Raw genomic sequence first — 12,162 nt, 5'->3', positions numbered from 1 at the left:
CAATCAACCGGCGCTGCAGCCTTTGATGTCTACTGCGTGCTTCGCACCCAGTACGGTGATCCGGATTTCGGACCGGTCCAGCGCAAAGGGTGCACCAGAGGCATTGATGATCTCGGACCGGGCGATCAGGGTATCGCCCTGCCTGACCGTATCCGGTTGCGATGCCCAAAGCGCCGGGTTGCCGGGTTCAATCACAGCAACCTCGCGCCCTCCGGCTGAGGGCATTGTAACGCGTGCTTCGATCTGCATTCCGTCCGCCGTCGGTGTCAGACGGCAGCTGGCCTTGGACACGCGCCCTTCACGGGCGGAATACGGACGCTGTGCAAGCGCGGCCGCTATGGCCGGATTGCGCCCTGCGTCGGCATCCAGAGTATGATCGAAGTCCAGCCGTTCGGGGATGCAGACATCTTTACACACGCCCAAATCCATCTCGCCACGCAAGTGCACGGTTTTGGCAGGGTTCTTGGGCGTAATTTCTACCGGCAGGACCAGTTGATCTTCGTAGCCAATGGATTGCAAGCCGTTTTGATCGAAGATTTCGGGAGCAGGCCAGGTGATGGAGACATCGCCAACATTGCGCGATCCGGTCCAATCAAACTGTGGCGGGATTCCGGCATCGCCGGGCGCGCGCCAATAGGTTTTCCACCCGTCCTTCAGCGTCAGGCGCAGTGCACCCAGATAGGTGCCTTTGGCCGTACGCCCCCCATCCAGAACGTCCAGTTGAACGACGCCATCCAAGCCTTGCGCCGAAACGGGGGCGGCAAGACAAAGGCAGACCGTCAAAGCAGCGGCAGCGGTGGATCCTATCAACGTTTTCATAGCCTATAAATGCGCGGTACAGCGCCGGATTCCAAGTCACGTTCCGGTCACTTGAATGAAATCTGGCGAAATACCCGTTGCTCCCTTGCCAATCCACATGCCGCAGGGTCATTGTTGAAGGGTACACATCAAGAGATGCCCGACCATGGACCTGACCGGAAAACTGTTGATTGCGATGCCTGGTATGGGTGATCCGCGCTTCGATCACTCGGTCGTATATATGTGTAGCCATGGCGAAGATGGTGCAATGGGGCTGATCATCAACAAGCCCTCGGATCTACGCATTAAAACGCTGCTGGGCCAGCTGAACATCGCGTGCAAAATCCCTGTGGTTGGTGAAAGACTGGTCCATTTCGGCGGTCCGGTCGAAATGTCGCGCGGCTTTGTTCTGCACAGTGCAGATTATGAGGCCAATTTGCATTCCATGCAGATATCCGAGGATTTCAGCATGACAGCCACGCTGGATGTGCTTGAAGATCTGTCCTCGGGGCGTGGACCGCTGAATTCGATGCTGGCGTTGGGGTATTCCGGGTGGGGGCCTGATCAGTTGGAAGACGAAATCGGAATGAATGGCTGGCTAACGACCGAGGCGACATCGAATCTTGTATTTGATGTGCCTGATGACGAAAAATGGGCGGCAGCTTTGGCGACGCTTGGTGTTGATCCGTTGACACTGTCGGCTAGCGCCGGTCGCGCCTGATCAGCTGTCGCGCGGCGCGGCGGCGCGGTGCAAACGGTCGTTGATTGCGGCGCCCAGGTCAGTGTTCGGGATCGGGGACACGGCAATCGGGCGGCCCGTTTCGTTCAACTTGTGTAAAGCCGCAAACAGATTTGATGCCGCTTCGGTCAGATCACCCTTGGTTGACAGGTTCAAATCGCACTCAACAGAACCAAAGCCAAGCAGGACTTCATCGCCCTGCCGTGTACGCACGTTCAACCGAACCGGCGCGTCCGGGGCATAATGAGATTGCAATTGGCCCGGGGCGGTCAGCAAGTCGCCGGATTGGTGCAGGTGTAAGCGGGCATTCAGAACCGCCTCAATCTGTTCCAGAGTGACACCTCCCGGGCGCAACAAGGTTGGTTCTTCCGCTAGGCCAACGATTGTGGATTCGAGCCCTACACCGCACGGGCCGTCGTCCAGTATCGCGGCAATGCGCCCGCCAAGACCCGCACGTGCATGTTCGGCTGTCGTGGGACTGATCTGACCAGACAGGTTGGCCGAAGGCGCAGCCACCGGGCCGTCGAACTCTGCCAGCAAGGCTCTGGCCGTGTGGTGCGCAGGCACACGGACAGCTAAAGTATCCAACCCTGCGGTGACCAAAGCGGAGATTCCGCTCCCCTCCCGCAGCGGCAGGACCAGCGTCAAAGGACCAGGCCAAAAGGCATCCGCCAGCATTTGAGCCTTATCGGACCACTCTACAAACCGTTGCGCTGCCTGAACCGAAGCGACATGGGCAATCAGCGGGTTGAAGCTGGGCCGTCCCTTTGCCTCGTAGATCGAAGCTACGGCTAGTCCGTTCCGGGCATCTCCTCCCAGGCCGTAGACGGTTTCGGTTGCAAAGGCGACGAGCAAGCCTTGCCGCAGCAGATCTGCGGCACGTGCTATGCCTTGTGGGTCGGCTGTCAGGTCAAGTGTGGTGGGGATCATGTCTGGTGACGCCGCGTTTTGGTTGCTTGCAACATAGGGAAGGGTAGGTAATTCATCAAAGCACAGATGAATACCGGCGCAGGACACGGAATCCAAGCCCACCTGCGCAATCCTTTTAGACATACCCAGAGGCAAACCATGCCATATCGCGCCCCGATTTCAGACTACGAATTCCTGCTTAGCAAAGTGGTGGGGTTCGATCAGATTGCATCAACCGAAAAATACGAAGATGCCAGCCCGGATGTTGTCAGTGCGATCCTGTCCGAAGCTGGCAAAATGTGCGAAGAGATTCTGGCCCCGCTTCAGCGTCCCGGCGATCTTGAACCTGCACGTCTAGAGAACGGTGTGCTGCGTACGTCACCGGGATATGGCGACGGATGGAAGGCAATTGCCGCAGGCGGTTGGATCGGGATGAGCAGTGATCCCGAGCATGGCGGCATGGGGTTGCCCATGACCGTAACAACTGCGGTGAACGAAATGATGAGCGCCGCGTGCCTGTCACTGCAATTGGCACCGCTGATGACACAGGGTCAGATTGAAGCACTGGAACATCACGCGGATGACGCGCTTAAGGCGTTGTACCTGCCCAAACTGATTTCAGGAGACTGGTCGGGGACCATGAACCTGACAGAGCCGCAGGCCGGCTCGGATGTGGGTGCATTGTCCTCGAAGGCCCAGCCGAACGGGGATGGCACCTATGCCGTAACCGGGCAAAAGATCTATATCTCCTGGGGTGACAATGATTTCTGCGAGAACGTCTGCCATCTCGTTCTGGCCCGTTTGCCTGATGCCGTACCGGGCACAAAAGGGATTTCGCTGTTTCTGGTGCCAAAGTACTTGCCAGATGAAAATGGTAATCCGGGCGTGGCCAATGATCTGAAAGTTGTGTCGCTGGAACACAAGATGGGTCTGCACGGCTCTCCGACTTGTGTGATGCAGTATGACGGCGCAACCGGATGGCTGGTTGGCAAGGAAAACGGCGGTATGGCGGCGATGTTCACCATGATGAACAACGCGCGCCTTGGCGTTGGCGGGCAGGGGGTTGGCGCCGCGGAAGGTGCGTATCAACATGCGATGACCTACGCTTTGGAGCGCAAGCAGGGCAAAACACCTTCGGGCACCATCATCGATCATGCGGATGTGCGGCGGATGCTGACCGAAATGCGCGCCGATGTATTCGCCGCTCGGGCCATCATGCTGGCCAACGCAGCAGCTATCGATATGGCACATGCGACCGGTGACGCGGATTGGGCTGCCCGCGCAGCTCTGTTGACGCCGATCGGCAAGGCCTTTGGCACGCAGACCGGCATGCGCGTGGCTGAAACCGGGCTGCAGGTGCATGGCGGCATGGGCTTCATCGAAGAGACCGGAGCCGCGCAGTATTATCGGGATGTGCGTGTCACGGCGATTTACGAAGGCACCAACGGTATTCAGGCGATGGATCTTGTCGCTCGCAAAATGATGGACGGCGGTGAGGCAGCCTCGCGCCTGTTGGACGAGATTGAAGACCAGGCGGAAAAAGCCCGTGCAACCCTGCCCGAGCTTGCAGGACCGGTCTGGGAAGCCAGTGAATCGCTGCGTGAGGCGACGGAATGGTTGGTTTCGCAGGATGACATGAACAACCGTTTTGCTGGGGCTGTGGCCTATCTGAACGCCTTTGCGCGTGTGCTGGGTGGCCATTACCATCTGTCTGCCGCACTTGCCGACCCTGATGGGCCAAGGGCCAAGCTGGCGCGCTATTACATCAATGCACTGCTTCCCGAACACTCGGGCCTTTTGGCCCAGGCACAAAGCGGGGCAGAGGATTTGTTTGCGCTCAGCGCCGACGATTTGGTTGCGTAATGGACGACGAACACCCCCCGACGATCCGATATCCGTGGTCTGAACCGCCTGCATCCGGCGAGGCCATCGAAATCGCCGACGGTGTGTTGTGGATGCGGTTGCCACTGCCCATGGCCTTGGATCACGTCAATGTCTATGCGTTGGACGATGGTGACGGTTGGACGGTGATCGACACGGGCGTGTCGTCGAAAAAGACCCGGAGCATCTGGGAAACACTGCTGGCGGGCCCGTTGGCGGGAAAACCGGTGAAACGGGTCGTGGTCACCCACCATCACCCGGATCATGTCGGCAATGCCGGTTGGTTTCAGTCCGAGCATGGTGCTGAACTGGTGGCAAGCCGCACCGCTTGGCTGTTTGCGCGGATGCTGACGCTGGACGTGCAGGAAAACTGGCCGTCGGAAACGCTCGAATTCTATCGCAGCGCGGGCATGACGCCCGAGATTTTGGCCAAACGAATGGCGGACCGCCCGTTCAACTTTGCTGACACTGTCTATCCGATGCCCCTGGGGTTCACTCGGATCAAACAGGGTGATGTGATCCGCATGGGCGGCCGCGATTGGGATGTGCATATGGGCAATGGTCATGCACCCGAACACGCGACATTCTGGAGCCGGGATGACAGTCTTGTCCTGACCGGAGATCAGATCCTAAGCTCCATCAGCCCCAATCTGGGTGTGTACGCTACCGAACCCATGGCGAACCCGGTCGCGGACTGGCTTGAGGCCTGCGAGAGGTTGCAGCCGTTGGCCCATCCCGATCATCTGGTTCTGGGTGGCCATAAACTGCCTTTTACCGGGTTACCGACACGGATGCGGCAATTGATTGATAACCATCACGGCGCGCTGACGCGCCTGTTGGACGATCTGGAAACGCCCAAAGCCGCTTCGGAATGCTTTGCATCCTTGTTCAAACGCACGATACGTGAAGGGGAGTATGGTCTTGCTTTGGTCGAAGCGGTTGCACACGTGAACCATCTTCACCACATTGGAGCTGTAACCCGGACGCGCCGCGCGGATGGGGCGTGGGTGTACCAACGCAAGGGATGAGGAATGCAGGACAAGATCGAAACGTCAGCCGAGGCCGCCGAAGCAGCAGCGCTGCCGCGTTGTTATGAGGTCCATTCGAACCCCGAGGCTGAATCCGGATCGAAGGATCTGCCGGAAACGCTGCAAACACCGGTTGCCAACAAAAGCCCGGCACAATGGGCCTATGAGCGCCTGATCCTCTATATTCAGAATTTCGAAAAGACGCTGGATGGTGATCACGAGGTCGCCATGGGCTTTACCGGAGGTGATGCAGGTGTGATGCGCATCGAAGGGATGGGGTATTTCGACCCGGATATCATCACCTTTTATGGCTCGGATGGGACAGGCGCGCGGACCCAACTGGTGCAGCATGTCAGCCAATTGAACGTCATGCTGCGGGCCCTGCCAAAATCGGTCGAAGACAAACCAGCCAATCGTATCGGGTTCCGGCTGGCCGCGGATCTGGAAGAAACCTAACCGTCTGACTTGCAATTCACGTTGGCGCAGCCTTGAATGAGTTCACCATTCAGGAGGCCGCCGCGTGAGCTATTTCTCTGCCGTTACAAATGCCTATGCCGGGGCCTGGGAACGGCGGCGGGTGTTCTTGCCGATCTATATTGCGGTGCGATTGTTGCTGGTTGCATTGATCGCACCGGGCGTCGCCATCGCGGTCAATCTTGCGGTGTCCTTGTCCAACCAGTCCGCACTGACAGACCAGGACATCGCAATGTTCCTGCTTTCACCTGCCGGGTTTATCGCGGCCATTGTCGTACTCAGTCTGTTTTTGCTGGCCGAAGTTTTTGTCTTCTCGGTCATGGCCGGATCGCTGCGCATGGGGGAAAGCGACCCGTGGCGTGCAGGCAGCGCGGCTATCGGCCTGATCTTGTCCCGCCTGCCGGCTTTGTTTGGGTTCGCAGTACGTTTCATTTTCCGTGTGTTGCTTCTGGCGCTGCCATTTGTGGCCGTTGCGGGTTTGATCGCGTGGTGGACGCTGACCGAATATGACATCAACTACTACCTGACGTTTCATCCGCCAGCATTTTGGCTCGCGGTCATTCTGATTGGCGTCGTGGTTCTTTCTTTGGCGTGGGTGCTGATCCGTCGACTGTCAGCTTGGGCGCTGGCTTTGCATTTGGTCCTTTTCGAAGATTGTGCCCCCAAGGCGGCGTTTGACGAAAGCACGCGGCGGATGGATAGGAAACGCGGTCGCCTGAAGGTCGAGCTGGCCCTTTGGTTGGGCCTGCGCCTGGTTATTGCGGCGCTGATCGCTGCGGTGGCTGGCGTGCTTTTCGGGCTTGTGCCGTTGCAAGACGGTGTGAACCTGAGACTAGCGCTGATACTCAGCTTGGTTGTCGCGGGGTTGTGGTCCTTGGCAGGTTTGATTTTGGCGGCCACTGCGCTGGGGGCTCTGGCTGTTCTGCTGGACGGCTTTTTTGATACCCAAACAAAAGACTTTCAGCATCCCGAACCGCGACAGATTAAGGCACCCGTTTTCGTAACCGTCAGCGCGGCGGCTGCTGCCGTGTTGATCGGCCTGTGGTTAGGGCAGGGATTGCTAGAGCGTGTTCAGGCCCCGGATCACGCCGATGTCATTGGCCACCGTGGCGCGGCGGCATTGCGACCCGAAAACACCATGGCCTCGGTTCTGAAAGCGATCGAAGATGGCGCAGACTGGGTCGAGATCGATGTGCAGGAAACGGCAGATGACGTTGTTATCGTTGCCCATGACAGCGATTTCATGAAGCTTGCTGGCATGAACCTCAAGGTTTGGGATGCCACGATGGAGGATGTGGCCGAGATCGATATCGGCAGTTGGTACGGACCAGAATATGCCGTGGAGCGTTCTCCGACTTTGCGTGACGTGCTGCTTGCGGCAAAGGGCCGGGCCAAGGTCATCATCGAATTGAAGTATTATGGCCATGACGTTGATCTGGAAAACCGGGTCGCCGGTTTGGTCGAGGAATTGGGGATGCAGGACGATATCGCCACCATGTCGCTGAAGTACCCCGCCGTTCAAAAGATGAAGGCCCTGCGCCCAGATTGGCGAGCAGGTGTGTTGGCTGCAACAGCGATCGGTGATCTGGCGGGGCTCGAGGGCGATTTTGTAGCTGTCAACGCTGCGATGGTATCGCCGGGTCTTGTCCGCTCGGTCCATGAAGCGGGCAAGGATATCTATGTGTGGACGGTGAATGATCCGCTGCAGATGTCCGCAATGGCCTCGATGGGTGTGGATGGCCTGATCACGGATCGCCCGGCCATGGCAAAAGAGGTGCTGCGCGTTCGCGCGGAAATGGGACCCGGTGAAAGGCTGATGCTGTGGCTGGCCACCACGTTCGGAATGCAGGTCGATACTGAGGCGATGCGTGATGAAAGCCCCTAGCCTGGCCTTGGTTTTTCTAGTTCTGCCAATCTGCGCGTCAGCTCAGGACTTGATGCGCAGCTTTGAAATGCCGGCCCATCACGCTTTGATCGCGCAGCGAGACGTGGCTGATCTGACACCGTTTGAAACCGACGGATGCTCGGGCGGGTTGTCGACAAGTTGGCGGTGGGTTGCCAAAACGTTCCCGCAAATTGGCGAGCTGTATGAGACACAACCGCCGTGGGAAGACTGCTGTATGATCCATGATCGGGCCTACCACAATGCGGGCGGCGCGCTGCGGGCGGAAGACAGCTATGATGCTCGACTGTCCGCTGACGAGACCTTACGGTCTTGCGTTAGGGATCATGGCGATAGCCATGTCGACGAGTACGCCCAACGCTATGACCTGACGCCCGATCAAGTCAGGTCTGTGCATTCCATAACTGCCGATGCCATGTTCGGGGCTGTCCGTTTCGGCGGAGGGCCGTGCAGCGGTCTTCCGTGGCGGTGGGGCTTTGGCTACGCCGGATGTTCGGTTTTCGCAGAGCGCGGACCTGCGCGCGAATGACGTGGTGACAGGCCCTTCGTTTTCTATTATCCAACATATCAAACACGCGAATTGGGAGTCTTAGACACATGGCTGAACACAAGCACGGCGACATGGACATTACCGTTCAAACCAAAACATTTGACGGGTTTATCAAGGCCACCACATGGTGCGTAGTCGCCATCGCAATCCTTTGCCTGTTTCTGGCAGTCTTCGCGTCGTAGATTTTACCGGGGGCGGCTGTGTTCAGGATTTTGATTGTCTGCCTGCTGGCAGCCACGGTTGCAGGTTGCGCCGGGTCGAAGCGGCCGCAGGCGGATCAGGCTGAGGTTATAGCCCGGTCATACCGCGATCCCGGTCCATCAACTCTGACGTTGTATACGATGATCAATACGCGCACCGGGTCCGGGGCGCATACGTCTTTGATGATCGGCGGCAGTGAACGGGTAATCTTCGATCCTGCGGGGTCATTCCGGGCGGATGTGGTACCGGTTGTCGATGACGTGCTTTATGGGATCACTCCGGCTGTCGAGCAGGCCTATCGAAGCTCGCATGCTCGCGAAACGCACTATGCTCGTATCCAGACGATCCAGGTTACGCCTCAGCAGGCTGAGATTGCACTTCAACTGGCCAAGCAGAGTGGTCCGGTCGCAGGCGCATATTGCGCAAACTCGACGGCCAGCATCCTGAAGCAGGTGCCTGGGTTCGAACAGATCGACGTCACCTTTTTCCCCGTCAAACTCTCGGAACAATTCGGCCAGATACCCGGTGTTGTCACGGAAGAGTACCGCGAGAACGATGATGCCGATCTGCAAGCAGGTCTTGCCGCCAACAATGCACGCCTCAATCAACTGAGCGCGACGTCAACCCAATAGATACAGCAACCCATAGAGCGTGCCTGCGCCGGTGAAGATCGCCGCCAGCACATTCTTGGTGATTAGCCCGACCGCCAGTGTCACGGCGGCGGCGGCCATACGAGCCACGTCGGGCTGACCTTCAGTCGCCGATGGCCAGACGACCAACGGGGCGATCAGGGCAGGCAAGATAGCCACCGCAGTGTACCGAAGATGGCGCAGCAGCCAGGGCGGCATCGGGCGATTGCCGACAAAACCGATAAAGGCAAAACGCAAGGCAAAACTGCCAATTGCCAGCCCGATGATGATGAACCAGATGGTGGCCGCGTCAATCTGTGTCATGCTTTCCGACGCTCCATCATCACTTCAGCCTGTGCCCCCGCCATCATGCCTGCAGCACCCGCAATCAGCAGGCCAAGGTTGAACGGAACCCCGACTGTCAGTATTGCAACCGCAATGGCTACAATCGCCGCAACCACATGCGCCAAGGTGCGCATCATCGGCCCGACCATGGCCAAAAACGTGATCGGTAGAGCGAAATCCAACGCCCAGCTGTCCGGGATCTGAGTTCCGAGAACAGCCCCGAGATATGTCGCAAAAATCCACAGGGGTGTGATTGGTGTGACAGAGCCAAAAAAATACGCCATGCGTTGCGGCAGGGACATCTCAGGTTCTTTTTCGAACTGAATCATCGAGCAGGCGTAAGACTGATCCACGGTCAGATAGGCCGCACATGCCCTTTGCCACATCGGGGCGGCCCCAAGGTAGGGGGTCAGAGATGCCGAATACATCGCCACTCGCAGGTTCACTGCCAAGGCTGAGGCCAGCACAATCGCGGTCGGCGTTTGTTCCTGCAGCAATTGCAGCGCCGTGAATTGCGCAGCACCTGCAAAGACGGTGGCCGAAAAGGCAAGAACCTGGATAATGTTCAACCCGGCTTCGGTGGCAAACACGCCAAACAAGGTGCCGAAGGGAACCGCGACGAATACGAAAGGTGCCCCGTCGCGAAAACCCTTCCAGAAGTATGACTTGGGTGTGGTGATTGCCATGGCTAAATCCTATGGTGATGCCAGCAGCAGTAGCCGTCTTGGGAAAGGGTTGCAATTGTCCACGGAACTGGATGTCACGGACTACATCATCGCGCCAGACCCGGGTGCGCCGCGTCTGACCCGTGCTGTCGAGGGCGTGGATCAGAACGGAGAGGTCAGCCGCATTTCGGTGGTCGAGGAACGCCCGCTGACGATTTACCTCAATTCGCAAGAAATCGTCACTGCGATGACCATCGGCGATTATCCTGAATACTTGGCGTTGGGGTTTTTGCGCAATCAGGGGATGCTGCTATCAGATGATAAGATCACGCGGGTCGACTATGACGACGATCTGGAAACCGTGGTGGTGCGCACCGCGCGTGAGACTTCGTATGAAGACAAACTGAAGAAAAAGACCCGCACCAGCGGCTGCGCGGTAGGGACGGTATTTGGTGATATGATGGAGGGGCTGGAGGACGTGCGCCTGCCGCGGGTCACGGTCCGAACCTCATGGCTCTATGACTTGGCCTCCAAGATCAACCGCACGCCGTCGCTGTATCTCGAGGCGGGTGCGATCCATGGCACAATTTTGTGCCGGGAGAACCGGCCGCTTGTCTACATGGAGGACGTTGGCCGTCACAACGCCGTTGACAAGATCGCAGGCTGGATGCTGTCCGAGCGTGAGGCACCAGAGGACAAAATCCTGTATACCACAGGCCGTTTGACATCCGAGATGGTAATCAAAACCGCGATGATGGGTATCCCAGTCCTGGCTTCACGGTCCGGCTTCACCGCATGGGGCGTCGAAATCGCGCGCGAGGTCGGCTTGACGCTGATCGGCCGAATGCGAGGGCAGAGATTTGTGTGTCTTGCGGGTGAAGATCGCCTGGTCCGCGACGCGGATCCAGCGAGCGTAAGTGTCGAGGACAAAAAGCACCGCAGGAAAAGCGCCTCGGGAAACGCATAGAAGCGCATGGCCAGTTCGAGGACCGAACTGGTGAGCACAATCAATTTCGGAGGTAGTACTTTTGGAGTTTGTCAGCCTGATCGCGCCGGTGTTTGGTGTCATCGCCACCGGGTACCTCTTTTCTCTCACTAAGGTTTTTGATGAGAAACTGGCCGATGTGCTTGTGCAATTTGCCGTTTATGTCCTGATCCCAGCCCTGTTGTTTATGCTGATTGGGCAGGAAGAGTTTAGCAAGCTTTTGAATTACGGATTTCTGATTGCTTTCGGCGGCGTGACGGCCGGCTTGTTCATGGTGCTGTACATTTTGATCCGCCGCGCACTGGGATGGAACGCAGGTGAAGCGACGATGCTGGCTTATCTTGCTATCGCCTCAAACGCGGGGTTGGTGGCTTTGCCGGTTCTGCATTCCTTGTTCGGCTCAAAGGGGTCGCTGCCAGCAGTAATCTCTATCGTCGTGATTGCGGTTCTGTTGTTTGTTGTCACTGTGATGCTGGAAAACGCGTCGTCGGCGCAGGATCAGAACCGCGCTGGGCTGATAACGCTGGTGTTCAACGCACTTAAAAGCCCAATCATCTTGTCCGCTTTTCTGGGTGTTCTTTATTCGCTGACAGGGTTGGGGTTTTCGGACATCGTGTCCGACTATTTGCATATCCTGGGCCAAGGGCTGTCTGCAGTGGCGCTGTTTGCAATCGGCTTTGCAACACGGCTTGGGGCGATCAGGAAAACCGGCCTGTACGTCCTTGGCGTATCGCTGATCAAACTGATCTTGCTGCCCGGCTTGGTGCTTCTAACCGCTGCCGCGTTGGGAATGACACCGCTTTGGATTATTGCCGCGACAGTGTCCGCCGCGGTCCCAACCGCAAAACATGCTTTCCTTCTGGCCAAGCACTACGACCAGAAAGCAGAGCTGGCGGCGCACTCTGTTTCAGTGACGTCGCTGCTTTCGATAGGCACGTTGGTTATGTGGTTGTTTGTTCTGCATCATCTATACCCATCAGCATTTCAGCTGAGCTGAAGATACGCTATCGTGCCGGGCGGAGTTGAGGATGTGAACAATTGATCGGGGTCACCAA

General features: G+C 57.7%; 14 protein-coding genes. 10 read left to right on the top strand and 4 right to left on the bottom strand.

The features are described from left to right. Positions 1 to 3: 3 nt before the first annotated feature. Positions 4 to 819: a protein-disulfide reductase DsbD domain-containing protein gene (locus Q1B13_RS13350; RefSeq protein ID WP_299080606.1), complete on the bottom strand. Its 816-nt coding sequence runs from the start codon at positions 817 to 819 to the stop codon at positions 4 to 6. A gap of 145 nt (positions 820 to 964) precedes the next feature. On the opposite strand from Q1B13_RS13350, the gene Q1B13_RS13345 reads away from it, so the two are divergent. After that, complete coding sequence (locus Q1B13_RS13345) at positions 965 to 1,519, top strand: YqgE/AlgH family protein (protein ID WP_298935384.1); 555 nt, start codon at positions 965 to 967, stop codon at positions 1,517 to 1,519. Here the strand turns inward: Q1B13_RS13345 and Q1B13_RS13340 are convergent, their stop codons facing one another. Then, on the bottom strand, positions 1,520 to 2,467 hold the full coding sequence (locus tag Q1B13_RS13340) for an L-threonylcarbamoyladenylate synthase (RefSeq protein ID WP_299081013.1): 948 nt from the start codon (positions 2,465 to 2,467) through the stop codon (positions 1,520 to 1,522). 138 nt (positions 2,468 to 2,605) lie between these two features. On the opposite strand from Q1B13_RS13340, the gene Q1B13_RS13335 reads away from it, so the two are divergent. The 7 genes from Q1B13_RS13335 to Q1B13_RS13305 all read left to right on the top strand — a co-directional run bounded on the left by Q1B13_RS13335 (position 2,606) and on the right by Q1B13_RS13305 (position 9,115). Then, entirely contained in the window at positions 2,606 to 4,309 is a 1,704-nt protein-coding gene (locus Q1B13_RS13335; RefSeq protein ID WP_299080609.1) for an acyl-CoA dehydrogenase, read from the top strand. Further along, positions 4,309 to 5,355 (top strand): MBL fold metallo-hydrolase, encoded by a 1,047-nt coding sequence (locus Q1B13_RS13330; protein ID WP_299080612.1) that lies wholly within the window; start codon positions 4,309 to 4,311, stop codon positions 5,353 to 5,355. Before Q1B13_RS13335 ends, Q1B13_RS13330 begins: the two co-directional genes overlap by 1 nt. A 3-nt stretch (positions 5,356 to 5,358) precedes the next feature. Further along, positions 5,359 to 5,811 (top strand): DUF6173 family protein, encoded by a 453-nt coding sequence (locus Q1B13_RS13325; protein ID WP_298935379.1) that lies wholly within the window; start codon positions 5,359 to 5,361, stop codon positions 5,809 to 5,811. A gap of 64 nt (positions 5,812 to 5,875) precedes the next feature. Further along, the gene (locus Q1B13_RS13320) at positions 5,876 to 7,714 is read left to right on the top strand and encodes a glycerophosphodiester phosphodiesterase family protein (protein WP_299080615.1); all 1,839 of its coding nucleotides are present in this window, start codon (positions 5,876 to 5,878) and stop codon (positions 7,712 to 7,714) included. Next, on the top strand, positions 7,701 to 8,261 hold the full coding sequence (locus Q1B13_RS13315) for a hypothetical protein (protein WP_299080618.1): 561 nt from the start codon (positions 7,701 to 7,703) through the stop codon (positions 8,259 to 8,261). Before Q1B13_RS13320 ends, Q1B13_RS13315 begins: the two co-directional genes overlap by 14 nt. A gap of 68 nt (positions 8,262 to 8,329) precedes the next feature. Then, the gene (locus tag Q1B13_RS13310; protein WP_298935376.1) at positions 8,330 to 8,464 is read left to right on the top strand and encodes an aa3-type cytochrome c oxidase subunit IV; all 135 of its coding nucleotides are present in this window, start codon (positions 8,330 to 8,332) and stop codon (positions 8,462 to 8,464) included. 18 nt (positions 8,465 to 8,482) lie between these two features. Further along, a complete protein-coding gene (locus Q1B13_RS13305; RefSeq protein ID WP_299080621.1) occupies positions 8,483 to 9,115 on the top strand; it encodes a hypothetical protein in 633 nt (210 codons plus the stop codon). On the opposite strand, the gene Q1B13_RS13300 is transcribed toward Q1B13_RS13305, so the two are convergent. Both Q1B13_RS13300 and Q1B13_RS13295 read right to left on the bottom strand, forming a co-directional pair. Beyond that, the gene (locus Q1B13_RS13300) at positions 9,104 to 9,436 is read right to left on the bottom strand and encodes an AzlD domain-containing protein (RefSeq protein ID WP_299080624.1); all 333 of its coding nucleotides are present in this window, start codon (positions 9,434 to 9,436) and stop codon (positions 9,104 to 9,106) included. The genes Q1B13_RS13305 and Q1B13_RS13300 overlap by 12 nt on opposite strands. Continuing rightward, a complete protein-coding gene (locus tag Q1B13_RS13295; RefSeq protein WP_299080627.1) occupies positions 9,433 to 10,143 on the bottom strand; it encodes an AzlC family ABC transporter permease in 711 nt (236 codons plus the stop codon). Before Q1B13_RS13295 ends, Q1B13_RS13300 begins: the two co-directional genes overlap by 4 nt. Here Q1B13_RS13295 and Q1B13_RS13290 point away from each other — a divergent pair. Both Q1B13_RS13290 and Q1B13_RS13285 read left to right on the top strand, forming a co-directional pair. Continuing rightward, positions 10,142 to 11,089: a formate dehydrogenase accessory sulfurtransferase FdhD gene (locus Q1B13_RS13290; protein ID WP_298935371.1), complete on the top strand. Its 948-nt coding sequence runs from the start codon at positions 10,142 to 10,144 to the stop codon at positions 11,087 to 11,089. The two genes, Q1B13_RS13295 and Q1B13_RS13290, sit on opposite strands and share 2 nt — an antisense overlap. A gap of 61 nt (positions 11,090 to 11,150) precedes the next feature. Further along, a complete protein-coding gene (locus Q1B13_RS13285) occupies positions 11,151 to 12,104 on the top strand; it encodes an AEC family transporter (RefSeq protein WP_299080630.1) in 954 nt (317 codons plus the stop codon). The last annotated feature ends 58 nt before the right edge of the window (positions 12,105 to 12,162 follow it).

Source organism: uncultured Ruegeria sp. (genome assembly GCF_947489545.1).
In the GTDB taxonomy this organism is placed as follows: domain Bacteria; phylum Pseudomonadota; class Alphaproteobacteria; order Rhodobacterales; family Rhodobacteraceae; genus Ruegeria.
Note: the sequence above shows the minus strand (reverse complement) of the source record. Positions and strands in the feature narration are given on the sequence as shown.

Bases quoted from the DNA above. Each gene is read 5' to 3' on its own strand.
- Q1B13_RS13350 (WP_299080606.1), bottom strand. From the start codon at position 819: ATGAAAACGTTGATAGGATCCACCGCTGCCGCTGCTTTGACGGTCTGC.
- Q1B13_RS13345 (WP_298935384.1), top strand. From the start codon at position 965: ATGGACCTGACCGGAAAACTGTTGATTGCGATGCCTGGTATGGGTGAT.
- Q1B13_RS13340 (WP_299081013.1), bottom strand. From the start codon at position 2,467: ATGATCCCCACCACACTTGACCTGACAGCCGACCCACAAGGCATAGCA.
- Q1B13_RS13335 (WP_299080609.1), top strand. From the start codon at position 2,606: ATGCCATATCGCGCCCCGATTTCAGACTACGAATTCCTGCTTAGCAAA.
- Q1B13_RS13330 (WP_299080612.1), top strand. From the start codon at position 4,309: ATGGACGACGAACACCCCCCGACGATCCGATATCCGTGGTCTGAACCG.
- Q1B13_RS13325 (WP_298935379.1), top strand. From the start codon at position 5,359: ATGCAGGACAAGATCGAAACGTCAGCCGAGGCCGCCGAAGCAGCAGCG.
- Q1B13_RS13315 (WP_299080618.1), top strand. From the start codon at position 7,701: ATGAAAGCCCCTAGCCTGGCCTTGGTTTTTCTAGTTCTGCCAATCTGC.
- Q1B13_RS13310 (WP_298935376.1), top strand. From the start codon at position 8,330: ATGGCTGAACACAAGCACGGCGACATGGACATTACCGTTCAAACCAAA.
- Q1B13_RS13300 (WP_299080624.1), bottom strand. From the start codon at position 9,436: ATGACACAGATTGACGCGGCCACCATCTGGTTCATCATCATCGGGCTG.
- Q1B13_RS13290 (WP_298935371.1), top strand. From the start codon at position 10,142: ATGGCTAAATCCTATGGTGATGCCAGCAGCAGTAGCCGTCTTGGGAAA.
- Q1B13_RS13295 (WP_299080627.1), bottom strand. From the start codon at position 10,143: ATGGCAATCACCACACCCAAGTCATACTTCTGGAAGGGTTTTCGCGAC.